Here is a 24740-nt window from a genome sequence, read left to right on the forward strand (position 1 = left end):
TACATTCTCATTCAGGGGCCATGTAATCCGTTGACGGGTGAGGCTGTCGGCGCTTACGCTCCGCCAGCGATCTTCACAGGAAGGTCATAGGTGTGATGGACCCGGGGGGGGTCCCGCAACGGGGTTGGGGTGGGGTATGTCTGTCGGCAGATGGAGATCTGCGCGGGTTCTGGGGCCGCTGTTGGGTCTGGCTCTCATGGCCGGGGCAGCTCCCGTCTACGCAGCCAGCCCAAGCGCTGCGGCCGGGGCGACCGCCGAGGTGTCCGACTCGGTCGCGGAGCAGACCGCGCTGGCACAGGCCGCCGAGGCGGGGGAGCCGGTCGAGGTCACGGCGGCGCGCACCGAGTACGCGTCGACCACAGCGAATCCTGATGGCTCGTTGACGTTGACGCAGTCGACGGCCCCGCAGCGTGTGCGCGCCGATGACGGTTCGTGGCGCAGCGTGGACACGACGCTGGTGCGCCGTTCCGACGGTTCGGTGGGGCCGAAGGCATCAGTGGTGGACCTGGCCTTCACCGGCGGGGGCAGCGGCAGGGACATGATCCGGCTGGGTGGCAAGCAGGGTTCGGTGTCATTGGGCTGGCCCGGCGCTCTGCCCGAACCGGCGATCGATGGCGCGACCGCCACGTACACAAATGTCATGGCGGGGGTCGACCTCGAACTGACCGCGACAGCCGAGGGCTATCACGAGGTGCTGGTCGTCAAATCGGCGGCAGCCGCTGCCAGCCCGGAACTGGAGCAGGTGAGCCTGTCTGCATCCGGTGAGGGCCTGCGGGTGGTGCCGGGAGCCGGCGGAGGTCTGCGCGCGGTCGACGAGAACGGGAACACCGTTTTCAAGGGCCCGGCCGGCCAGATGTGGGACTCCGCAGGCAGCCAACAGACAGTGAGCCAGTCGGCCCGTGCGACCGCGGTGGACGATCCTCAGGATCCGGCAGGCGGGGGCAACGCCACCCAGCCCGGGGTGGGCGACAGCACCGCCGTGCTTCCGGTGCACGTCGACGGTGAGGCCGTCTCGGTCACGCCCGACCTTGCCCTGCTGCGCGGTACGGAGACCGTCTACCCCGTGCGCATCGATCCCTCGGTCGGGCTCGGAGTCTCCGAGCGGTCAGTGATCTCTTCCGACGGTGACCGCTGGTGGCAGTTCGACGGGGACTACGGAGTCGGGCTCTGTGGGAGCGCGGACGGTTACTACTGCGGCAACGGATACAAGAACCGGATGCTGTTCGAGCTTGCCCCGACCCAGTTGGCAGGCAAGTACGTTCTGGACGCGACGTTCCGCGCGCATGAGACATGGTCGTTCAACTGCAATGCGCACTGGGTCGATCTTGAGCGGACCGACAACATGACCGAGGGAACCCACTGGCCGGGTCCGAAGGACCTTGATCAGATGGGCGACCGGAACGTCTCCTACGGACGGGGAGACAACTGCAGCCCTTCGCAGCCCGACAGCTGGGTCGAGTTCAACGACAATCCCGCCGAGCCGGACGAGAATCTGAAGTCCACTGTCCGTTCGTTCGCCGACGGCAAGATCCGCCGTTTGACGTTCATGCTCAGGGCGAAGGACGAGACCGACGCGAGAGCCTGGAAGCGCTTCGACGACAACGCGGAGCTCAAGGTCAACTATGCGTACCAGCCGGGCGTCCCGACCAGTGTCGGTGTCATCCCCGGGAACGGCAGTACCGCATACTGCAGGCCGTCCTCGACGGACCCATTGATGGTGACCCGGATCGACCCGATGGTGCAGGCCCGTGTTCAGACCAAGGTCGAGGCGCACAAGGGCGATGAGGAGGGCTCGCTGCAGGCCGAATACGTCGTCCAGCGGGGCGACGACGCAGCTTGGCACGAAGTCTGGTCCGCCTACCGGCCGGCCAGCGGCTGGGTGCCGGACGAAACCCTGCAGAGCCTGCGCACGTCCAGCCGTGCTGACGGGGGTCTGTACCGCCTCCGGGCGCGCACTCAGTCCCATTGGTCCTACGATGGCGCGTCCGGTGACCTGTTCTCCTCGTACTCCTCCTGGTGCTACTTCAAAATCGACTCCACAGCGCCGAAGGCCCCCACGATCACTGCGGGCGCCCCGTACACGCAGTGCACGGTGAACGTGTGCAACCCCAGCGGCGGCCCCGGCACGCCGGGCAGGTTCACCTTCACGCACAACTCGGCGGACAGTGACGTCAAGGCGTTTCGGTGGCGCCTGCTGACCACCTCGGCGCAGAAGACCAAGCAGGTCAGCGGGTCCACCGTGACGGTCAATGACGTCACCCCCTCTCTGGCCGGCACTCAGGTGCTGTCGGTGGAAGCCAGTGACCTCAAACTCGATTCCTCCGGCCGGACACGTTGGGGAACGCCGGCAGAGTTCACCTTCAAGGTCTCGACGCCGAACGGCCCCGTCGGTCGCTGGCACCTTGACGACGGCACGACCGGATCGGGTGTCGTGGTGGCAAAGGACGTAGCCACCGAGGCCGGCACACGGCACGACGCCACGCTCCACAGTGCCGCCGGCGCCACTTGGTCAGGTCGCGGACGCCGCGGCGATCCGGACTACTCGTTGCGCCTCAACGACGCCGCGACGAACCCGTCAGACCAGGTCGGATACGCGGCCACTGCCTCGGCTGCGGTGAACACCAAGGATTCGTTCACTGTCTCGGCATGGGTGCAGTTGTCGGACCCGTCGAAGAACAGGGTCGTTCTGTCCGAGTCCGGTACGAACGGCAGCGCATTCGCCCTGTACTACTCCGCGAGTTTCAAGAAGTGGATCTTCAATCGCATGGACAGGGACCAGGCGAATCCCGCGTTCATTCGATCCGTTGCCGACGAGATCAACCCGCCTCTGAATGTCTGGACACACTTGTCCGGAGTTTTCGATTCCAAGAACGACGCGGACAAGAGTAACGACACGATCCAACTCTTCGTGAACGGACGACCGCAGGGGGACCCTGTCACGCTCGCCACAAGCGCCTCCACGTACGAGCCGTGGACCGCGAACGCGGGGATGCAGATGGGGCGTTCGATGGAGAACGGCGGGTATGGCGGCTACTTCTTCGGCCTCCTGGACGAGGTTGCCGTCTGGCAGCGCCCACTCACCGGTGACGAAGTCATGAAGGAATCGCAAGCCGCCGTCGACGATGTCCCCACCAATGAGCTGGTAGCCCACTGGGATGCCGCAGCAGCCACGGCCACCGCGATCCCGGAGAGCCCTGCCACGCTTTACGCGCCCGGGTCCCTGACCCTGGCCGGCGGCGCAGTCCCCAACGCGGACCGGAGCGCTGTGGTGCTCAATGGGACTACCGCCTACGCATCCGTGTCCGGTCCGGTGGTTGACGACAGTGGCTCCTTCACGGTCTCGGCATCGGTGGAGTTGGATTCGGAGGCGCTGGCAGCGAAGCCGGTCGGTTACACCGGACAGATAGCCGGCCAGCGCACGGGCAATGAATCCGCCTGGGCTCTGTGGGTCACCAAACCGGCGGATGACGCGTACCAGTGGAAGTTCACCCGGACCGCCGGCGGCGCCAACGGCCAGGTCATCCAGAGTGCCGAGGTTATGGATGACGAACTCGCCGAGACTGACACATGGGTCCAGGTCACCGGAGTCTTCAACGCCCAGGAGAGCTTGGAGTCGGACGACCCGTCCTACGGGAAACTGCACCTGTACGTCGGTACCTTCGCTCAGCCGTCCGGTGAGAACGCCGACCTCACTGCCGCACAGGCCGGCAGCGGTGAATTGGCGATCGGCCGAGGTGCCAAGGGCGGAGCAGTGGGGAACTACCTGCCCGGAAGCCTGGAGAGCCTGAAGGTCTGGACCGGAGCGATGACGGCCGACCAGGTCAGCGTCCAGGTGCAGGCCGCGTCAGGCGCAGGTTAACCAAGTGCTATCCGGGTGGCGGCGCGACTGCGCTGCCACCCGGCCGCATGCCCGGCCGTGCTGTCGCGACGGCCCTCACATTCTTTGCGTTACCCACCAACCGTCCCCGTCGGCACAGGCTGCGGGGCAAGAACGCAGGGCGCCTTACGGGTAGCTCGTGCGGGGAGCGGAAACCAGATGAACGGGATCGGATCAGCTATGCGTACGCGCAGAGGCCGACCAGGCAAAGCAGCCTGGACACGACGCATAGCGACGCTCGCCGGCTTCACTCTCATACCCGGACTGCTCACGCCGGTGGCGTTCGCCGCCCATGCTGATCCGCTGGGCAAACCGCAGGTACTGCTGCACCCCGACAAGGTGTCACCGTTCACCGCGAAGGTGAACAAGAAAATCGCAGCAGTGGTGGAGAGGTCGGCTGCCGAAGACCGATCCGCCATCGCACGGGCCGAGAAGGACCGTGCCAAGACTGTCTCCTGGCCTACATCCGGGCAGGCTCAGCTGACCCTGCCGACAACGGGCCCGGCGAAGGCATCGCCGGGGTCGCTCCCGCTGACCTTGGACCGCCCGTACCGGGACAAGGGAGAGAAGCAGCCCAAGGCAGCCGGCTCGGTCAAGGTCAAGGTTCTTGATCAGAAGCAGACGGCCAAGCTCGGGGTCAAGGGCGTAGTCCTGTCCGTAACCGGTCCGGTCGCCGGCGGGAAAGCCCAACTCGGCATTGACTACAACGGGTTCGTCTCCGCGTACGGCGGCGACTGGGCCGGTCGCCTGCAGGCCTTGCGTCTGCCCGGCTGTGCGCTGAGCGATCCCGCGAAGGCCGAGTGCCGCACCCGGACACCCCTTCAGTTCACCAACGACCGCAAGCACAACCGCATCGACGCCCAGCTGGCCTTCGGTACCGCAGCCGCCTCCGAGCAGGCCGCCCAGGGCGAAGGACGCACGATGACGGTCGCCCTGGCAGCGGGCACCAAGTCCGGTGGAGGCGACTACAAGGCGACGCCACTGGCTGCCTCCTCCACCTGGGAGGCAGGAGGCTCTGCGGGCACGTTCACCTGGTCGTACCCGCTGCGCACTCCGCCCGCAGCGGCGGGACCGGCACTGGATCTGTCGATCTCCTATGACTCCGGGGCGGTCGACGGCCAGACCGCGAACACCAACAACCAGGGCACGGCGATCGGCACTGGTTTCGACATCACCTCCTCGTATGTCGAGCGCAAGTACGGCTCCTGTGACGACGACGGTCAGACCGACAAGTTCGACCTGTGCTGGAAGTACGACAACGCCTCGCTTGTCCTCAACGGCAAGGCCAGTGAGCTGGTCAAGGACGACACCTCAGGTGTGTGGCGGCTGAAGAACGACAACGCCTCGACCGTTATCCACTCCACCGGCGCCGACAACGGTGACGACAACGGCGAGTACTGGACTGTGACCACCGGGGACGGAACCAAGTACGTCTTCGGCCTCAACAAACTGGACGGCGCGGCAGCCAGTGACCGCACCGACTCGGTGTGGACGGTGCCGGTCTTCGGTGACGACTCCGGCGAACCCGGCTACGCGGACGGAACCAGCTTCTCCGGGCGGGCCAAGAAACAGGCCTGGCGGTGGAACCTCGACTACGTCGAGGACACCCACAAGAACGCCATGTCCTACTGGTACACAGCCGAGACCAACAACTACGACCAGCTCGGCGACGACAACACCGGCACTCCTTACACCCGCGGCGGCTATCTGAAGGAGATCCGCTACGGACAGCGAGCCGACGGCCTGTTCGCCGCCCAGCCCGCCTCGAACAAGGTCACCTTCGCCTACGCCGAGCGTTGCGTCGCATCCGGCACCGGATGCGACGCCTTGACCAAGGACACCCGGGACAACTGGCCGGACGTTCCGTTCGACGCCGTGTGCAAGGACGGCGCCAAGTGCACCGGAAACGTCAGCCCGACGTTCTTCACCCGCAAGCGGATGACCGGCGTGACCACCTACGCCTGGGACGCCGCCGTAGCCACCCCAGGTTTCTCCGCCGTGGACGGCTGGGCACTGAAGCAGCACTACCTCGACCCCGGTGACACGGGTGACTCGACAGACCAGTCGCTGTGGCTGGACGAGATCAAGCACACCGGCAAGCGCGGCACCGATCTGAGTCTGGACCCGGTCATCTTCACCCCGGAGTCCCACCCCAACCGTGTCGACTCCACCAGTGACGACATCCTGTCCCTGGAGAAGCCACGGCTGAAGTCGGTCACCTCCGAAGCGGGTGCGAAGACCGTCGTCACCTACATGGATGCCGGATGCGTCGCCGGGCAGAACATGCCCCGCCCTGATGAGAACACCGGACGCTGCTACCCGGTGTACTGGTCTCCGAACGGCGGGAAGACCCCGATCCTGGACTGGTTCCAGAAGTACCCGGTCTACTCGGTCATCACCACCGACCCCCACGGCGGATCCGAGGCAGTCGAGAACACCTACAGCTATTCCGGCGGTGGTGCCTGGCACTACAACGACGACCCGATGACCAAGGAGAAGGAACGCACCTGGTCCATCTGGCGAGGCTTCGGCCGGGTCACCCACCTCACCGGCATCCCGGGCAAGACCCAGTCGAAGACCGTCACCGTCTATATGCGCGGCATGAACGGCGACCGCGTCCTCACGGACGACGGGAAGACCCTCGACCCGGACAAGCGCAAGACTGTCAAGGTCACGGCCATCAAGGCAGCGGAGATCACCGACTCCGAACCGTACGCCGGCTTCACCCGTGAAACAGCCACTTACAACGGTGCCAACGAGGTCGGCGGCACCGTCAACGACCCGTGGTCGAAGAAGACGGCCACCCAGCACAAGTCGTACGCCGACACCGAGGCGTACTACGTGCGCACCGCCGCCACCCACACCCGCACCAACATCACCAGCAGCGGAACCCCCAAGGACCGGGTCCGGTCCAACGTCACCACCTTCGACGACTACGGCATGCCCGAAACCGTCGAGGACAAGGGCGACGACGCCGTCGCGGGTGACGAGAAGTGCACCCGCACCTGGTACGCCCGTAACGACACCCTGGGCATCAACTCGCTCGCTTCCCGTACCCGCACGGTCACCAAGCCCTGCTCCACCACGGACGCCGCGCTGGACCTGCCTGCGGACTCCACCAGGTCCGGTGACGTCGTCTCCGACGTAGCCACCGCCTACGACACCACCACCTGGAGCGCGACACAGAAACCCACCAAGGGCGAAGTCCAGTGGACGGGCCGGGCCAAGTCCTACGGCGTCGATGACGCTCCTGTCTTCCAGAAGTTCGTCACCACGACCTACGACGTCCTCGGGCGGCCACTCACCGTCAAGGACACCAACGACGCCCTCGTCACCACCGCGTCCTACGTCCCGTCGGGCAAGATCGGTCCGCTGACTTCCAGCGCGAGCAGCAACATCAAGGGCTACACCACGACCACAGCCGTGGACTTCGCGACCGGCGCTGTCACCAAGGTCACCGACCCGAACGGCAAGAACACCGAGTCCGAGTACGACTCGCTGGGCCGTGTCACCAAGGTGTGGCTGCCCAACCGGCTCAAGGCCCTGAAAGCCACTCCGAACTACGTCTACAACTACAGCGTCACCGCCACGGACACACCGTGGGTGTCGACGGGCACACTCAAGGGCGACGCGTCCGGCTACAACACCACCTACGAGATCTACGACTCACTGCTGCGGCTCCGGCAGACGCAGACTCCCTCGCCCGTCGGCGGGACCGTCATCGCCGAAACCCTGTACGACGAGCGGGGTCTCGCCGTCACCAGCCTGGCTGACATCTGGGCAGAGAAGATAAGCCCGTCCGGGAAACTGGTGGGGACCGAGGGCGGCCAGGCCCCCACGGAGAACGACACCACGTACGACGGCGCCGGGCGTGCCACCGTGTCGGTGACCAAGGTCCGGGGTGTCGAACGCTTCAGGACCAAGACCGACTACACCGGCGACACCGTATCCAACAGCGCCCCAGCAGGGGGCCAGGCCACGATGGTCACCACCAATGCCCTCGGCCAGACAACGGAACGCCGCGAGTACGCAGGACCGCAGGCGACCGGCAGTGACTACACCACCACGGGATACGAGTACACCCCGGCCGGCCGGCAGAAGAACGTCACCGGACCCGACAAGACCAAGTGGTCCTACACATACGACCTCTTCGGGCGCCAGGACAGCGCCACCGACCCGGACAAGGGCACCTCGCACACCCACTACAACGCGCTCGACCAGGTGACCAGCACCAACGACTCCCGCGGCAAGACCCTGATATCCGAGTACGACAACCTCGGCCGTCAGACCGGCCTCTGGGACGGGACCAAGACCGACGCAACTCAGCTCGCCTCCTGGGGCTTCGACAGCCTGGCCAAGGGCCAGCAGGACACGGCCACTCGCTACGAGGGCGGCCTGACCGGCAAGGCATACACAACCCAGGTCACCAAGTACGACAACCTCTACCAGGTCGTCGCCAGCCAGCTGATGCTGCCCGATACCGACCCACTGGTTACGGCAGGGGTCCCCAAGACGCTGTCGTTCACCACCAACTACAACGTCGACGGAACCGTCGAGGGGGCGGAACAGCCCGCGGTCGCAGGCCTCCCGCGCGAGACCGTCTCCAGCAAATACAACGCGCTCGGCCAGCAGACCGCAGCCAAGGGTGCCACCAGCTACCTTCAGACAGCCGCATACTCCCCTCAAGGCGACCTGCGCCAGCTCACGTTGGGCACCGACTCCACCAGTTCAGCGAAGAAGGCCTTCCTCAACTACGACTACGAGGACGGCACCCGTCGGCTGAACCGCTCCTACGTCACCGACGACGTGCACGGCTACATGCCCCAGGAGCTGAAGTACACCCACGACGACGCCGGTAACGTCACCTCGATCTTCGACGCCAGCACCCAGGGCGGTACCACCAAGGCCGACTACCAATGCTTCGAGTACGACGGCAACCGCCGCCTGACCGAAGCCTGGACCCCCAAAACCGCCAACTGCGCCAAGAGCGGGCGCAGCACCACAAACCTCGACGGTGCGGCTCCTTACTGGACCAGCTACACCTACAACGAATCCGGTCAGCGCGAGACCGAGAAGCAACACGCCGCCTCCGGTGACACGACAACGTCGTACACGTACGGAACCACCACCGGCCAGCCCCACCCGCTGACCAAGACGACCGGCACCAAGACCAGTTCCTACGCATACGACGAAGCGGGCAACACCACCAGCAGGCCCGGCACGCAGGCCAAGCAGACCCTGGTCTGGAACTCCGAGGGCAAACTCGTCTCCACCAGCGAGCCCGCCACAGGCAGCAAGCCGAAGCTGGAGACCAACTACCTGTACGACGCCTCCGGCGAACTCCTGATCCGCCGCGCGACCGGCGACGGCGACACCGTGCTCTACCTCGGCGGCACAGAAGTCCGCCTCACCACCAAGGGCACCACCAAGATCCTCTCCGGCGCCCGCTACTACACAGCCGCCGGCAAGACCATCGCCCTGCGCACCGCCACCAGCGGCGTGTCCGGCACCAAACTCAAATTCCTCTGCTCAGACCCCCACGGCACAGCCAGCCTCGTCCTCGAACCCGCCACCTGGGCCGTCACCAAGCGCTACACCACCCCCTTCGGCTCCACCCGCGGCGCAACACCCACCACGTGGCCCGACGACAAGGGTTTCCTGGGCAAGCCTGCCGACACCACCACAGGCCTCACCCATATCGGTGCCCGCGAATACGACCCAGGCATCGGCCAGTTCATCAGTGTCGACCCCGTCCTTGCCCTCGATCAGCATCAGTCCCTCAACGGGTACAGCTATGCCAACAACACCCCCGTCACAGCCAGCGATCCGACCGGCCTGAAGACCATGCCGCTCAACAGCGGTGGAGAGGAGCCTGTCGGCAGCAATTGCTACGCAGGCAACATGTCCGCCAGCTGTGACGGCATCGGCGGCAACAACATGGGCACCGGTGGCGGTGGCGGTGGCGGTGGTGGTGGTGGTGGAACGACCGGCGGCAGAGGAGGGACCGCACACACCAGCAGTACTGGTGACAGCAGCGGCAGCGACAGTGATGGCGGTCGCTGGGGCTGGCTAAAGGGCGCCAAAGACAGTGTCCTGAACTACGGAAACGCCCTGTTCCATGACTCGAACTTTTGGGAGGGGGCTGCCCTCTTCCTAAGCGGGGGCGGGGCCGCCGGCGGGGGACTCACTCTAATAGCCTCAGGGGTGGTGGAGTGCGGGACTCTCGCGCTCTGTATTGCTGGCGGGCCCCAGATCTTTGCGGGTGCAGGACTCCTCGTCGGCGGGTACGAGGCATCCAGTAAAGGGGCGGGGCTACTCGGAAAGGCCTTCTCTGAAGCGTCAGCCGAGGGGAGTTCCGGGGCGGGCAGTTCCAAATCTGGAGAATTTGTCAACGAGGCGCAGAAGGCTTCGGCCGATGAGATCTACGCCGCCGAGAAGGTGGCAAATCAGGGACATCGAGTGGTGCTCAGGGACCCTCCAGCCGATGGTGGGACAAGGGGAATCGATACCTCGGATGTCCTGATTGATGGCTCTCAGGGCGACATCTACAGTCCGAAGACTGGTAATATGGATAGAATTGCTAGCGCCGTATCCAGTAAGCGTAACCAGGTTGACGGTGGGTACGTAATTCTAAATCTCAAGAACTCTCCAATCGATGCCGGCGGTGTAGATGTTGGCAATTTGCTGAAGCGAGTTAATTCCCGTCCGGGTAATTCATCTCCGATGGGTGGAATTTTTGTGATCCAGTAAGGTGGGAATTTCGACTCCCTGCTGTATGCCTGGAAAAAAAGGGGGGGGTTGTCGAGTTGATCATGTAGTCTTGGATCCTCACTGTCGGCTTTGAGGGGTGATTGGTGCATGGCTAAATTTCGATGCCGCTGCGGTGAAGTGATTGCTATGAGCGGGGAGATTCCTAATCCGCTTGAATGGCATCTCACGTCTGACCTGGACCTTGAAAGGTTCTGGGGCTCCGGAGACTTCGAGGCAATGCAGACCGAGGCGAAACCGGCTTACTTGTGTCCCAATTGCAGGAGGATTTGGGTTTACTGGAATGGCCATGAAGGGGAACGCGTCTCATATGTGCGTGAGAGTGATTGAAGGTTTCGTCGGGCTTCCCTTGCGTTTCATGCTATAGGTTTGTGGCGTGATCATGGCAGGTGGCCCCGAATCATCCCAATGTGTGCCACCTTTGTGCGCCGCACCTACCGCGGCGGCAACGGCGGCCGCCTCAGGTCCGGGACCGCGTCGTACGTCGGCGGGGTCTTCGGCGGGGTCGCGGCCAGTAGGTCCAGGGCCATCCAGACCGCGTCGTCCAGGACCGCGTGGCGGCCCTCCGCCCAGTCCAGGGGGGTGCGCAGGGCCTCCACGTCGGGGGAGACGCCGTGGTTCTCCACCGTCCAGCCGTAGGCGTCGAACCACGCGGCGTTCATCGGGACCGTGATCACCGTGCCGTCGCCCAGGCGGTGGCGGCCGGTCATGCCGACCACGCCGCCCCAGGTGCGCTGGCCGACCACCGGGCCCAGCTTCAGCAGCCGGAACGCGGCGGTGATCATGTCGCCGTCGGAGGACGTCGCCTCGTCGGCCAGCGCGACCACCGGGCCGCGCGGGGCGTTGGAGGCGTAGCTCACCGGCTGGGCGTCACGGGTGAGGTCCCAGCCGAGGATCGTGCGGGTCAGTTTCTCGATGACGAGTTCGCTGATGTTGCCGCCCGCGTTGCCGCGTACGTCCACGATCAGGGCCTGCCGGGAGACCTCCAGGCGCAGGTCCCGGTTGAACTGGGCCCAGCCGGAGCCGCCCAGGTCGGGGATGTGCAGATAGCCGCAGCGGCCGTCGCTCAACTCCCGTACGACCTCACGCCGTTTGGCCACCCAGTCCTGGTAGCGCAGCGGGCGTTCGTCGACCAGCGGGACGATCGCTACCCGGCGGGAGCGGCCCTCGCTCTCGGCGGGCCGGAAGGTCAGCTCGACCGTGGTGCCCCCGGCGGCGGAGAGCAGCGGGTAGGGGCCGGTGACCGGGTCGACCGGGCGGCCGTCCACGTGGGTGAGGACCGCACCCTCCCGGATGCCCGTACCGGCGAGCGGGGAGCGGGCCTTGGAGTCGGAGGACTCGCCGGGCAGGATGCGCCCGATGGTCCAGTCGCCGTCCCGGCAGAGGAAGTTCACGCCGAGCAGGCCGATCGCGCGCTGGTAGTGCGGCGGGCCCTCGTTGCGGCGGGCGGGCGCGACGTAGGCGTGCGAGGTGCCCAGTTCGCCGAGGACCTCGCGGAGCAGATCCGCGAACTCGTCCGGGGTGGAGACCCGTTCGACCAGTGGACGGTACTGGTCGAGGATCGCGTCCCAGTCGATGCCGCACATGTCCGGCTCCCAGAAGTAGGAGCGGATGATGCGGCCCGCCTCGTCGAAGGCGCCTCGCCACTCGGCCGCCGGGTCGACGTCGTGCAGGATGCGGCGCAGGTCCAGATAGACCGTGGAGTCGTTGTCGCCGGGCTCGGTCGCGGGGACGGCGCGCAGCTCCCCGTCGTCCATGACGACCAGCCGGGAGGTGTCGCCGCTGACGGCGAACCAGTCGAGGTGGCTGACGAGTTCGGTCTTCCTCGCCTTGGCGATGTTGAAGTGCTCCAGGGTCGGGCGGCCCGACATGTCCGCCGGGTTGGCGAACGTCTCCCCGAGCGCGCCGGAGATCGGCCAGCGCAGCCAGACCAGGCCGCCGCCGCTGATCGGGCAGAGCGCGGAGTACTTGGAGGCGGCGACCGGGAACGGCGTGACCCGGCTCTCCAGGCCCTCGAACTCGACGGTGACCGTGGAGCCCTCCACGGCGCCCGCCTCCGCCGTGTCCACCGGGTCGAGGCCGCCGGCCGCCGGGCGGCCGTCGGGGGAGAGCGCGAAGGGGGAGGGGGTCGCGGAGGAGAGCGGGACCAGATAGGGGCGGCAGCCGAGCGGGAAGGAGAGGTCCCCGGTGTGCACGTCGTACACCGGGTCGAAGCCGCGCCAGGAGAGGAACGCGAGGTAGCGGCCGTCACCCGTGAAGACGGGGTTCTCGTCCTCGAAGCGGCCGTTGGTGACATCGACGATCACGGGCGATCCGGCACCCGTGATCCGGGCCAGCTTGATCTGGCGCAGCGTGCGGCCGATCCCGGGGTGCGACCAGGTCAGCCAGGCCCCGTCCGGGGAGAACGCCAGATCGCGGACCGGGCCGTTGACCGAGCGGATCAGCTCGACGGGTTCGCCGGTCGAGTCCTCCTCGACGTCAAGGAGGAGGAGGCGGCCGTCGTGCGAGGCCATCGCGAGGATCTCGCCGTCCGGGTCCGCGACCAGCTCCTGGACCCGGCCGATCCGCCCGGAGGCGAGGCGGCGCGGGGCGCGGTCGCCGCTGGCGCGCGGCAGGTAGGCGATCTCGATCGCGTCCTCGCCCTCCGCGTCCGTCACGTACGCCACCTGGCCCCCGCTGCCGAGCATCTCCGGCAGCCGGACCCGGACGCCGGGGGTGTCGGTGATGGTGCGGGCGGGGCCGTCGCGGTGGGTGAGCCAGTAGAGGCTGCCGCGTACCGATACGGCGCTGGCCCGGCCGGTCTCGTCCACGGAGAGCGCGTCGACGTGGCTGGCGGCCGCCACCTGGTACGGGCGCCGCCCGGCGCGTGGTCCGCCGAGCCGCACCTCCAGCCTGCGCGGCACGGCGTCGGGCGACTCCAGGTCGTCGGCCAGCCACAGTTCGCCCGCGCACTGGTAGACGACGCGCCGCCCGTCGCTGGAGGCGTGCCGGGCGTAGAACGCGTCGTGGTCGCTGTGGCGGCGCAGGCCGGTGCCGTCGGGCAGGCAGGAGTAGAGGTTGCCGACGCCCTCGTGGTCGGAGAGGAAGGCGATCCGGCCGCCGACGAACATCGGTGAGCCGAGGTGCCCGCCGATGTCCGGGAGCAGTCGCTCGCCGTGCAGCCACAGCCGTCCCGTCGCCCCGCCCCGGTAGCGCTTCCAGGCGGCGGGCTCGTGCGGCGGGGTGCCGGACAGCAGCAGGGTGCGGCGCTCGCCGTCGATGTCCGCGACGGCGATGTCGGAGACCGGGCCCCAGGGCAGCCGGCCGCCGGGGCTGCCGTCCGTGGGCACGCTGTAGGCCCAGGAGAAGTACGAGAACGGCTGCCGGTGCGAGGAGACGGCGAGGATCTGCGCGGCGTCCCCGGCGTCCGGGGTCCAGCCGCAGACCCGGGCGTCCGTCGACCCCCAGTAGGTGAGCCGGCGGGCCGGGCCGCCGTCGACCGGGGCGAGGTGGATCTCGGGGTCGAGGCTGCGCCAGGTCGTGTACGCGATCCTGGTCCCGTCGGGCGAGAAGCGCGGATGGCTGACTCTGGTGCGGTCGACCGTCACCCGCCAGGCGCGTCCGGGCCGCTGGCCCTCCGCTGCGAGAGGGGCGACCCAGAGATCGTCCTCCGCCGCGAAGCAGAGGAGATCCTCGTGGAGGTGCGGGAACCGGAGATACGAGACGTCGTCACTCACCCCCCAATGCTTTCCGCGCGAGCGGGGGGCGGCAACTTGTGGTGCGGAACACAAGCGAAACGATTCCGTTTCGCTGGGTGGCCGGGGTACCGTCGAGGTGTACGAAACAGTTTCGTTCGATTGACATAAGTTCGGTCTACATAAGTTCGAGCGACAACACCCACACATCGGACGAGCTCGGAACGGGGGTCGACACATGGCACGCACACGGCTCACGCCCGAACGCGAGAGCGAGCTGTACGCCGCCGTGCTCGACCTGCTCCGCGAGGTCGGTTACGACGCCCTGACCATGGACGCCGTCGCGGCCCGCACCCGTTCCAGCAAGGCCACCCTCTACCGCCAGTGGGGGAGCAAGCCCGAGCTCGTCGTCACGGCTCTGCGGAACAACAAGCCCGTGTCCCTCGGCGACGTCGACACCGGCTCGCTGCGCGGTGACTTCCACGCCGTCCTGAGCCGTACCGATGACTGTCAGATGGAGAAGGACGCCGCGCTGATGCGGGGTCTGAGCCATGCCGTCCACAACAACCCCGACCTCCTCCAGGCCCTGCGCGCACTGCTGGTCGAGCCGGAGCTCTCCGGTCTCGAAGTGCTGCTGAACCGAGCCCTGGACCGGGGTGAGCTGCGTCCGGACAACCCGGCGCTGAAGTACGTACCCCACATGCTGATCGGCGCGTTCACCGCTCGGCAGCTCATCGAGGACCGCCCGGTCGATCACGCGTTCCTCACCGATTACGTCGACTCCGTGATCCTCCCCGCTCTCGGAGTCTGACAGCCGTCCCCACGGCCCCGCACAGCCCTCTCCCCAAAAGCTCCACCTGACACGCCGCTCTCGTCGTCGGGCTGGTTCCTCACGCCTAATTCCACTCAACGACCCGACCGGGAGTACGCCTCCGTGGCCACATTCCTCTACAAAATCGGACGGCTCGCCTTCCGGCGCCGCCGCTATGTCGCCCTGATCTGGGTGGCCCTGCTGGCGCTCGCCGGATTCGGTGCGGCCTCCGCGTCCACCGCCACCTCCAGCTCCTTCTCGATCCCGGGCACGGAGGCGCAGAAGGCCTTCGACCTGCTGGAACAGCGATTCCCCGCGGCCAGCGCCGACGGCGCGACCGCGCGCATCGTCTTCAAGGCCCCCGAGAACGAGAAGATGACGGACCCGGCCAACAAGGCCGACGTCAAGAAGATCACCGCCCAGCTGAAGTCCGGCTCCGACCAGGTGGCCTCGGTCGTCGACCCGTACACCGGCAACGCCGTCTCCAAGAACGGCTCGACCGCGTACGTCTCGGTGACCTACAAGGTCAACTCGATGGAGCTGACCGACTCCACCCGGGACGCCCTGGAGGACGCGGGCGAGGCGGCGCAGAAGACCGGGATGACCGTGGAGATCGGCGGTGACGCACTCCAGGTGATGCCGGAGACCGGCGCCACCGAGGTCATCGGCATCGCGCTGGCCGCGGTGGTCCTCGTCATCACCTTCGGCTCGCTCATCGCGGCGGGGCTGCCACTGCTCACCGCGCTGATCGGTGTCGGCATCGGCGTCTCCACGATCACGGCCCTGGCCAACGTGCTGGACCTCGGCTCCACCACCTCGACGCTCGCGATGATGATCGGCCTCGCGGTCGGCATCGATTACGCGCTCTTCATCGTCTCCCGCTATCGAGCCGAACTGGCCGAGGGCCGGGAGCGCGAGGAAGCGGCGGGACGGGCGGTCGGCACGGCCGGTTCCGCGGTCGTCTTCGCCGGGCTCACCGTGGTCATCGCCCTGGTCGGGCTGGCCGTCGTCAACATCCCGATGCTGTCGAAGATGGGCTTCGCGGCGGCCGGCACGGTCGCCATCGCCGTCCTCATCGCGCTCACCCTCGTCCCGGCCATGCTGGGCTTCGCGGGCAAGCGGGTCATGGGACGCAGGGCGCGCAAGGCGGCGGAGGACGAGAACAGGCCCGACGCCAAGCCGAACATGGGCACCCGCTGGGCCCGGTTCGTGCTGCGCAAGCCGGTGTGGGTGCTGCTCGTCGGCGTCCTCGGCCTGGGCGCGATCGCGATCCCGGCCGCCTCACTGGAGATGGGCCTGCCGGACGACGGCTCCCAGCCCACCAGCACCACCCAGCGCCGCGCCTACGACCTGCTCTCCGACGGCTTCGGCCCCGGCTTCAACGGCCCGCTGATGGTCGTCGTCGACACCGGGAACAGTTCGGACGGCAAGGCCGCCGCCAAGCGGGTCGGTGACGAGATCTCCGGCATGAAGGGTGTCGTCGCCGTCACCCCGGCCAACTTCAACAAGACCGGGGACGCGGCGATGATCACCGTCGTCCCGAAGGACCGGCCCAGCTCGGTCGAGACGGAGAACGTGGTCCACGCGATCCGCGACGCGGGCAAGGACATCAAGTCCGACACCGGCGCCGAGGTCCTGGTCACCGGCTCCACCGCGATGAACATCGACTTCTCGCAGAAGATGAACGACGCGCTGCTGCCGTACCTGGCGCTCGTCGTCGGCCTCGCCTTCCTGCTGCTGATGGTGGTCTTCCGGTCGATCCTGGTCCCGCTGAAGGCGGCGCTCGGCTTCCTGCTCTCGGTCGTCGCGGCCCTGGGCGCGGTCGTCGCGGTCTTCCAGTGGGGCTGGCTCGGCTCGCTCTTCGGCGTCGAGCAGACCGGTCCGATCATGTCGATGATGCCGATCTTCATGGTGGGTGTCGTCTTCGGTCTCGCGATGGACTACGAGGTCTTCCTCGTGACCCGGATGCGCGAGGCGTACGTCCACGGCGAGAAGCCCGGCCAGGCGATCGTCACCGGCTTCAAGCACGGAGCCCGGGTGGTCACCGCCGCGGCCGTGATCATGATGGCGGTCTTCTCCGGATTCATCGGCTCCAGCGAGCAGATGATCAAGATGATCGGCTTCTCGCTGGCCATCGCCGTCTTCTTCGACGCGTTCATCGTGCGGATGGCCATCGTGCCCGCCGTGCTCGCCCTGCTGGGCCAGCGCGCCTGGTGGCTGCCGCGCTGGCTGGACCGGGTCCTGCCCAACGTCGACGTGGAGGGTGAGGGGCTGCGCAAGGAGCTCGGCGCCGCCACCGATGACGGGGCCGGCCCTGACCACGGCGGTGAGCGCGAGCTGACCCGCGTCTGAGCCGCTCGCTTCGAGCCGCAGAACTCCGGAGCCGCGTCTGAGCGGAGCGCGGCCCCGGAAGCGCCGGTTACCTGTGGGACGGGGGACCGGAGCGACGAGAGCCCCCGTGCACCTGGTGTGCACGGGGGCTCTCGGCATGTCGCGGGTCAGGCGGGGGCGGCCTCAGGCCTGGGGCCGGTCCTGGCCTCCGCGTGGGTGCGGCGCAGGAAGCGGATCAAGGGGGAGCTGTCGAACTGCACCACCTCGACACCGGCCGCCGAATGGAGCTCGACGACCAGCTGGGCCCGGCCGCAGGGCCAGATGCGGTAGCTGTCGCGCTCGACCGGGGCGCGCAGCCCGCGCTCCAGCAGCTCACGTTCGACGGTCCACTCCGTACCGCTGGGGAAGGCGATCCGGATCGTGGGCGGGGCGTCGGCGGTGTCATGGCGCAGCTCGACCGGTACCACGGGCAGGTCGCGGGCGTCGGTGACGAGCCGGGCTCTGGCATGTTCTTTGATCATGGGGGACATGGGCCGGCTCCTCCTGTGTATACGTCTTTTGTATACGCCTTCGCCCTCTAATGTCCCATATTTTACGTAAAGAGCACTGCGGGAAGCCTGGGCAGTTGTGACGGGGGTGCTCTTGCAAACGGTTCGCAACAAGGTTCTATTATTGAGAGGTTCATGACCCCGCGCAGTCACGCTGTAACGCAGGAAGCGGAGCCTCCCCCATGCATGTACCCGACGGATTCATCAACGCGCCCGTCTCCGCCGTTGCCGGAGTCGTCGCCGCCGGTGCCGTAGCCGTCAGTCTGAAGGGGGCCCGCCGGGAGCTGGACGAGAAGACCGCGCCGCTGGCCGGTCTGGTCGCCGCCTTCATCTTCGCCGTGCAGATGCTGAACTTCCCGGTCGCCGCCGGTACCAGCGGCCATCTGCTGGGCGGGGCGCTGGCCGCGATCCTGGTCGGGCCGTACACCGGAATCCTCTGCGTCTCCGTCGTCCTGCTGATGCAGGGCATCCTGTTCGCGGACGGCGGGCTCACCGCGCTCGGCGTGAACATTCTCGACATGGGCATCGTCACCACCGTCGTCGCGTACGCCCTCTTCCGCGGCCTCGTCGGGCTGCTGCCGCGCACCCGCCGCTCGATGACCGCCGCCTCCTTCGTCGCCGCGCTCGTCTCCGTACCGGCCGCGGCCTGCGCCTTCACACTCATGTACTGGATCGGCGGCACCACCGACATCCCGATCGGCAAGGTGTTCACCGCGATGGTCGGCGTCCACGTCCTGATCGGCATCGGTGAGGCGGCGATCACCGCGCTGACGGTCGGCGCCGTCATCGCCGTACGCCCCGACCTCGTGCACGGCGCCCGCGGACTCACCGCCCCGCTCAAGCTCCGGATCGACGGCGAACTCGTCGACGCGCCCGCCCGCGAGCCCGTCGCCGCCGCACCCGCCGCCCGCTCCAACCGGGGCCTGTGGGCCACCGGGCTGGTCACCGCGCTGGTCCTGGCCGGATTCGTCTCCTTCTACGCCTCCGCCAACCCCGACGGCCTGGAGAAGGTCGCCGCCGACCAGGGCATCGACAAGAAGGCCGAGGAGCACGCGGCCAAGGACTCCCCGCTCGCGGACTACGGCGTCAAGGACATCTCCGACGCCCGGATCTCCGGCGGACTGGCCGGAGTGATCGGCGTCGGCGCCACCCTCGTCGTCGGCAGCGGTGCGTTCTACGTCGTCACCCGCCGCCGCCGTGCCGACAGCTCCGCGAGCGGCTCCGGTACCACCCGCAGCGACGAGAAGGTCTGATGGGCGCGGGGCACGCCCACAAGCTCTACCGGCACGGTCACTCGCCGGTCCACGACCTCCCGCCGCACTGCAAGCTCGCCGCCGTCTTCTGCTTCGTCGTGGTCGTCGTCACCACCCCGCGCGAGGCGGTGTGGGCCTTCGGGCTGTACGCGCTGCTCCTCGCGGGCGTCACCGCGGCGGCCCGCGTCCCGGCCGGATTCCTCCTCAAGCGGCTGCTGATCGAGGTGCCGTTCGTCGCGTTCGCGCTGCTCATGCCGTTCGTGGTGCCCGGCGAGCAGACCCACGTACTCGGCCTCTCCGTCAGCGTCCCCGGCCTCTGGGGCGCCTGGAACGTCCTGGCCAAGGGCACCCTCGGCGTCGCCGCCTCCGTACTCCTGGCCTCCACCACCGAACTGCGCTCCCTGCTGCTCGGCCTGCAACGACTGAGGCTGCCGCCGCTGCTCGTCCAGATCGCCTCCTTCATGATCCGGTACGGCGATGTGATCACCGATGAGATGCGCCGGATGTCCATCGCCCGCCGCTCGCGCGGCTTCGAGGCGCACGGGGTACGGCAGTGGGGCGTGCTGGCCAAATCGGCGGGCGCGCTCTTCATCCGGTCCTACGAGCGCGGGGAGCGCGTCCACCTCGCGATGGTCAGCCGCGGCTACACCGGCACCATGCCGGTCATCGACGACGTGACCGCCTCGCGCACCCAGTGGGCGTACGCCTCGGCACTCCCCCTGCTCGCCCTCGCCGTGTGTCTGCTGGGATGGACCGTATGAGCACCGACCCCGACCCCGTACCGCCGTCCCTCGAAGTCAGCGGCCTCGCCTACGCCTACCCCGACGGCCACCAGGCGCTCTTCGGCGTCGACCTGACCGTCGCACGCGGCGAGCGCGTCGCCCTGCTCGGCCCGAACGGGGCCGGCAAGACCACCCTCGTCCTGCACCTCAACGGCATCCTCGACGCGGGCGCCGGCACCGTCCGGGTCGCCGGGCTCCCCGTCGAGAAGCGCAATCTGGCCGAGATCCGCCGCCGCGTCGGCATCGTCTTCCAGGACCCCGACGACCAGCTCTTCATGCCCACCGTCCGCGAGGACGTCGCCTTCGGGCCCGCGTCCGGCGGGCTGCGCGGCGCCGAACTGGAGGAGCGGGTCACCGACGCGCTGAAGCAGGTCGGCATGGAGGAGTTCGTCAACCGGCCGCCGCACCACCTCTCGTTCGGGCAGCGCCGCCGCGTCGCCGTCGCCACGGTCCTCGCGATGCGGCCGGAGATCCTCGTCCTGGACGAGCCCTCCTCCAACCTGGACCCGGCCTCCCGCCGCGAACTGGCCGACATCCTGCGCTCCTTGGACGTCACCGTGCTGATGGTCACGCACGATCTGCCGTACGCCCTGGAGCTGTGCGGCCGCGCGGTCATCCTCAGCGAAGGCGTCATCGCCGCTGACGACCGCACCCAGGACCTCCTCTGCGACGAGCAACTGATGCGCGCCCACCGGCTGGAGCTCCCCTTCGGCTTCGACCCGCGCTCCGTGACGGTGAACACGAGGTAACAACCTCACCCGCCCCACCCGCGACCTGCGCGGCAATGCACCATGGGGGTATGAGCGGGAGCGCGGGAACAGGCGTGGACGTACGGGGTGCGGTAGTGCCCGGATTCGAACCGGTCCGGGATGCTTTCATCCGTAACTTCGAACAGCGTGGCGACCGGGGGGCGGCGGTCACCGTCTACCGGCACGGGCACAAGGTCGTCGACCTGTGGGCCGGGACCAGAGACGTGGACGGCGCGGAGCCGTGGGCCGTCGACACCGTGCAGATCGTCCGCTCGGCGGGCAAGGGCATCGCCGCCGCCGTACCGCTGCTGCTGCACCAGCGCGGCCAGATCGATCTGCACGCCCCGGTCGGCACCTACTGGCCGGAGTTCACGGCGAACGGCAAGAAACGCGTCCTCGTTCGCCACCTCCTCGCCCACCGGGCCGGCGTCCCGGCCCTGGACCGGCCGCTGACCCCCGAGGAGGCCGCCGACGGCGTGAGTGGGCCGCTCGCCGTCGCCGCCCAGCGCCCCCAGTGGGAGCCCGGCACCGAGCACGGCTACCACGCGCAGACCTACAGCTGGCTCATCGGTGAACTGGTGCGACGCGTCACCGGCCGCACGGTCGGCCGCTGGGTCGCCGAGGAGATCGCCCGCCCGCTCGGCCTGGACTTCTGGTTCGGCATCCCGGTGGACGAGGCCCACCGGGTGGGCCGGATCGGCCCGGTCGAGGCGCCCGCGGGCGAGGAGACGGGCGCGCTGCGGATGCGTCCCAAGCGCTCGGTCGCCGAGGCCTACCGTGACCCGGACTCGCTGACCCGGCGGGCTTTCGAAGCGATCGACCCGTTCCCCGACGAGAACGATCCCGGCTACCAGGCCGCCGAACTCCCGGGGTCCAACGGGATCGCCACCGCCCGGGGCCTCGCCCGCTGCTATGCCGCGATGATCGGGCCGGTCGACGGCCACCGGCTGTTCGCCCCTGCCACGCTGACCCTGGCCCGCACGGAGGAGTCCGCGGGGCCGGACAGGGTGCTGGTCGTCAACACCCGGTTCGGACTCGGCTACATGCTGCACGGACCGGCCTCCCCACTGCTGGCCCCGGGCTCCTTCGGCCACCCCGGAAGGGGCGGTTCGCTCGGCTTCGCGGACCCCGAATCGGGGATCGCGCTCGGCTATGTGACGAACGGTCTGCAGAAAGGAGTCACCGCCGACCCCCGTGCCCAGGCACTGGTCCGGGCAGTACGGTCGGCGCTATGACTTCTGCCGCGCTCGCGCGCTTCGACGGTTACGGCGTCCTCATCACCGGTGCGGGCCAGGGCATCGGCGCCGCCACGGCCCGCCGCCTCGCGGCCGAGGGCGCCCGGGTCCTGGTCACCGACCTGGACCCGGCGCGGGCCGCGCGGGTGGCGGCGGACATCGTCGCGACGGGCGGCCGGGCCGAGTCGCTGGCCTGCGACGTGACGGACCGGGCGGCGGTCGAGGCGGCGGTGGCCCACGCCGTCGAGGTGTTCGGCGCGCTCGACGTGCTGGTGAACAACGCGTACGCGTGCACCCCCGACGAGGCGCTGTTCGAGGACGAGCCGGACGACGTCTGGGAGCGCGATCTCGACGTCACCCTCAGCGGCGCCTACCGCTGCGCGCGGGCGGCGATGGCGCACCTCGCGGCGTCCGGCCGGGGCGCGATCGTCAGCATCGGCTCGGTCAACGGCGTGCAGGACTTCGGCAACCACGCCTACAGCGCCGCCAAAGCGGGCCTGGCCGGTCTCACCCGTACGCTCGCGGGCCACGCCGGACCGCGCGGGGTGCGGGTCAACCTGGTCACGCCCGGCACGATCCGCACCGACGCCTGGTCCGGCCGCGAGGACGAGCTCGCCCGGGTCAGCGGCCTCTACCCGCTCGGCCGGGTCGGTGAGCCCGAGGACATCGCCGCGGCGGTCGCCTACCTCGCCTCCCGCGACGCGGCCTGGGTCACGGGCACGACGCTGTGCGTGGACGGCGGGCTGACGGCGGTGAACACGGGCTTCCGGCAGGCCCTCGCGAAGGACTGAGGCCGGGCGGGTCGGGGCCGGGGCTCTGCGCTCCCCGGCCCCGACCCGCACCGCCCGGCCCGCCCCCCCCGCTCCGGTTCAGTGGTCGGTCGCGGCGTCGTACACGCCCACGATCCGCTCCAGGAAGGCCGCCACGACGGCCTGTTCGCCCGGCGAGAGCTCCGAGGCGGCTTCGCTGACGCCCTCGATGACCGGCGCCACAGGCTCGTACGCCGTGGCGCCCCAGTGCTCGGCCGGGGTCACGATCACCTTGCGGCGGTCGGTGGGGTGCGGCTCGCGGGTGGCGTGGCCGCCCGCGACGAGCCGGTCCATCACCAGGGTCGTCGCCGCCGTCGAGGCGTCCAGCCTGCGGGCGAGATCGGTGGGCGTCGTCGGCCCGACGTTGACGAGATGGTCCATCACGGCCAGACCCGCCGGGTCCACCCGCAGCCGCCGCCCCAGATAACGCTCGAACCGCTGCTGCCGGAGCGTCAGGATGCTCGTCGCCGAGATCATGGACCTGCTGGACGCGTCCATCGTCAACGTGGCAGGACCCGAACTGGAGAAGTCCCTCGGGGCGGGGCCGGTCGGCCTCCAGTGGGTGATCGGCGGCTACGCGCTCACCCTGGGCGCCGGGCTGATCCTCGGCGGCAGGCTGGGCGACCGCTACGGGCGCGGCCCGATGTTCCTGCTGGGCCTCGCCGCCTTCACCCTCACCTCGATGCTCTGCGCGTGCGCGCCGAGCATCGAATCGCTGATCGTCTTCCGGCTGCTCCAGGGCACCGCGGGCGCGATGCTCCTGCCGCAGGGCCTCGGACTGCTGCGGGAGAACTTCTCCGGCGCCGAACTCACCAAGGTCTTCGGCATCTTCGGCCCCGTGCTGGGCCTCGGCGGCATCGTCGGCCCGGTCCTGGGCGGCGGGCTGATCCAGGGCGACTTCCTGGGCCTGGGCCGGCGGCTGGTCTTCCTGGTCAACCTGCCCATCGGTATCGTGGCCCTGATCGTCGCCGCGAAGGCCGTACCGAAGAAGCCGGGCGACCGCAGCGTGGTCGTCGACGGCGTGGGGGCTGCGCTGATGGCCCTGTCCTGCGCGCTGCTGGTCCTGCCGCTGAACCAGGGCCAGGAGTCCGGCTGGCCGCTGTGGACCTGGCTGTGCATGGCCGCGTCCGCCCTCGGCTTCGCCGCGTTCGCGCTCCAGCAGCGCCGTACCGCGGCCCGCGGGCGGCAGCCGCTGGTGACGCCCGCGCTGCTGCGCAAGCCCGCGTTCACCGTGGGGCTCGGCGGGATCGCGCTGTTCTTCGGCGGACTCGTCGGCAGCCAGCTCGTACTGACCCTCTACCTCCAGATCGGGCAGCACTTCACCGCGGGCGAGGCCGGTCTCGGCAATCTGCCGCTCGCCGTGGGCACCGCGATCGGCGGCGCGGTCAGCGGCGCGTTCCTGGCCGAGCGGATCGGCCGGACGGTCCTGCAGATCGGCCCGCTGGTGCAGCTCGCGGGCGCCGCACTGCTCTGGTACGAGCTCGGCTCCACCGGCTCGTTCTCCGTCTGGGACATCGCGCCCGGCGTGGCCGTCTCCGGTATCGGCGCGGGCATGGTGATCGCCGCGCTGTTCAGTTTCATCCTCGCCGCCGTGGACGACAGCGAGATCGGCTCGGCCTCCGGGGTGCTCACGGCGGTGCAGTCCATCGGCGGCTCGATCGGGGTGGCCGTCTTCGGCTCGGTCTTCTTCGACCGGGCCACGGCCGGTGACTTCACCGCCGGCTACCGGCACGCACTGATCGCCCAGGCCTGTCTGCTGGTGGCCTTCCTGGGCATCACCCTGCCGCTGCCGAAGAAGGCGCGGCCCGAGGGCGACGAGTTCGCGGACGCGGACATCACGGCGTGACTGCCTAACGGGGGGGCGATCCGGGCGGGACGCACACGGCACCGGCCCTCCCGGGGG

General features: G+C 68.6%; 13 protein-coding genes. 10 read left to right on the forward strand and 3 right to left on the reverse strand.

Annotated features, from left to right (window positions below; all coding sequences use genetic code 11):
• Positions 1-196: 196 nt before the first annotated feature.
• Together RLT59_RS23105 and RLT59_RS23110 are read left to right on the forward strand one after the other, a co-directional pair.
• Positions 197-3859, forward strand: a complete 3663-nt coding sequence (locus RLT59_RS23105; protein WP_311305156.1) for a laminin G domain-containing protein — start codon at positions 197-199, stop codon at positions 3857-3859.
• 198 nt (positions 3860-4057) lie between these two features.
• Complete coding sequence (locus tag RLT59_RS23110; protein ID WP_311305157.1) at positions 4058-10627, forward strand: RHS repeat-associated core domain-containing protein; 6570 nt, start codon at positions 4058-4060, stop codon at positions 10625-10627.
• Positions 10628-11079: 452 nt separating this feature from the next.
• On the opposite strand, the gene RLT59_RS23115 is transcribed toward RLT59_RS23110, so the two are convergent.
• On the reverse strand, positions 11080-14361 hold the full coding sequence (locus tag RLT59_RS23115) for a S41 family peptidase (protein WP_311305158.1): 3282 nt from the start codon (positions 14359-14361) through the stop codon (positions 11080-11082).
• Positions 14362-14557: 196 nt separating this feature from the next.
• On the opposite strand from RLT59_RS23115, the gene RLT59_RS23120 reads away from it, so the two are divergent.
• Both RLT59_RS23120 and RLT59_RS23125 read left to right on the forward strand, forming a co-directional pair.
• A complete protein-coding gene (locus RLT59_RS23120; protein ID WP_311305159.1) occupies positions 14558-15130 on the forward strand; it encodes a TetR/AcrR family transcriptional regulator in 573 nt (190 codons plus the stop codon).
• A gap of 123 nt (positions 15131-15253) precedes the next feature.
• Positions 15254-17482: an MMPL family transporter gene (locus RLT59_RS23125; protein ID WP_311305160.1), complete on the forward strand. Its 2229-nt coding sequence runs from the start codon at positions 15254-15256 to the stop codon at positions 17480-17482.
• 146 nt (positions 17483-17628) lie between these two features.
• On the opposite strand, the gene RLT59_RS23130 is transcribed toward RLT59_RS23125, so the two are convergent.
• Positions 17629-17991, reverse strand: a complete 363-nt coding sequence (locus RLT59_RS23130; RefSeq protein ID WP_311305161.1) for an SsgA family sporulation/cell division regulator — start codon at positions 17989-17991, stop codon at positions 17629-17631.
• A gap of 200 nt (positions 17992-18191) precedes the next feature.
• Here RLT59_RS23130 and RLT59_RS23135 point away from each other — a divergent pair, with 200 nt between their 5' ends.
• The 5 genes from RLT59_RS23135 (at position 18192) to RLT59_RS23155 (ending at position 22819) form a co-directional block, all read left to right on the forward strand.
• A complete protein-coding gene (locus tag RLT59_RS23135; protein ID WP_311305162.1) occupies positions 18192-19262 on the forward strand; it encodes an energy-coupling factor ABC transporter permease in 1071 nt (356 codons plus the stop codon).
• The gene (gene cbiQ / locus RLT59_RS23140) at positions 19262-20023 is read left to right on the forward strand and encodes a cobalt ECF transporter T component CbiQ (protein ID WP_311305163.1); all 762 of its coding nucleotides are present in this window, start codon (positions 19262-19264) and stop codon (positions 20021-20023) included. The genes RLT59_RS23135 and cbiQ overlap by 1 nt, the downstream gene beginning before the upstream one ends.
• A complete protein-coding gene (locus tag RLT59_RS23145) occupies positions 20020-20793 on the forward strand; it encodes an energy-coupling factor ABC transporter ATP-binding protein (RefSeq protein ID WP_024494190.1) in 774 nt (257 codons plus the stop codon). The genes cbiQ and RLT59_RS23145 overlap by 4 nt, the downstream gene beginning before the upstream one ends.
• A 74-nt stretch (positions 20794-20867) precedes the next feature.
• Positions 20868-22028 (forward strand): serine hydrolase domain-containing protein, encoded by a 1161-nt coding sequence (locus RLT59_RS23150; protein WP_311307825.1) that lies wholly within the window; start codon positions 20868-20870, stop codon positions 22026-22028.
• A complete protein-coding gene (locus tag RLT59_RS23155; protein ID WP_311305164.1) occupies positions 22025-22819 on the forward strand; it encodes an SDR family NAD(P)-dependent oxidoreductase in 795 nt (264 codons plus the stop codon). Before RLT59_RS23150 ends, RLT59_RS23155 begins: the two co-directional genes overlap by 4 nt.
• Before the next feature lie 78 nt (positions 22820-22897).
• On the opposite strand, the gene RLT59_RS23160 is transcribed toward RLT59_RS23155, so the two are convergent.
• On the reverse strand, positions 22898-23314 hold the full coding sequence (locus RLT59_RS23160) for a MarR family winged helix-turn-helix transcriptional regulator (protein ID WP_311305165.1): 417 nt from the start codon (positions 23312-23314) through the stop codon (positions 22898-22900).
• Here RLT59_RS23160 and RLT59_RS23165 point away from each other — a divergent pair.
• A complete protein-coding gene (locus RLT59_RS23165; RefSeq protein ID WP_311305166.1) occupies positions 23295-24683 on the forward strand; it encodes an MFS transporter in 1389 nt (462 codons plus the stop codon). The two genes, RLT59_RS23160 and RLT59_RS23165, sit on opposite strands and share 20 nt — an antisense overlap.
• Positions 24684-24740: the final 57 nt, after the last annotated feature.

It is taken from the genome of Streptomyces sp. ITFR-6 (assembly GCF_031844725.1).
GTDB lineage: Bacteria > Actinomycetota > Actinomycetes > Streptomycetales > Streptomycetaceae > Streptomyces.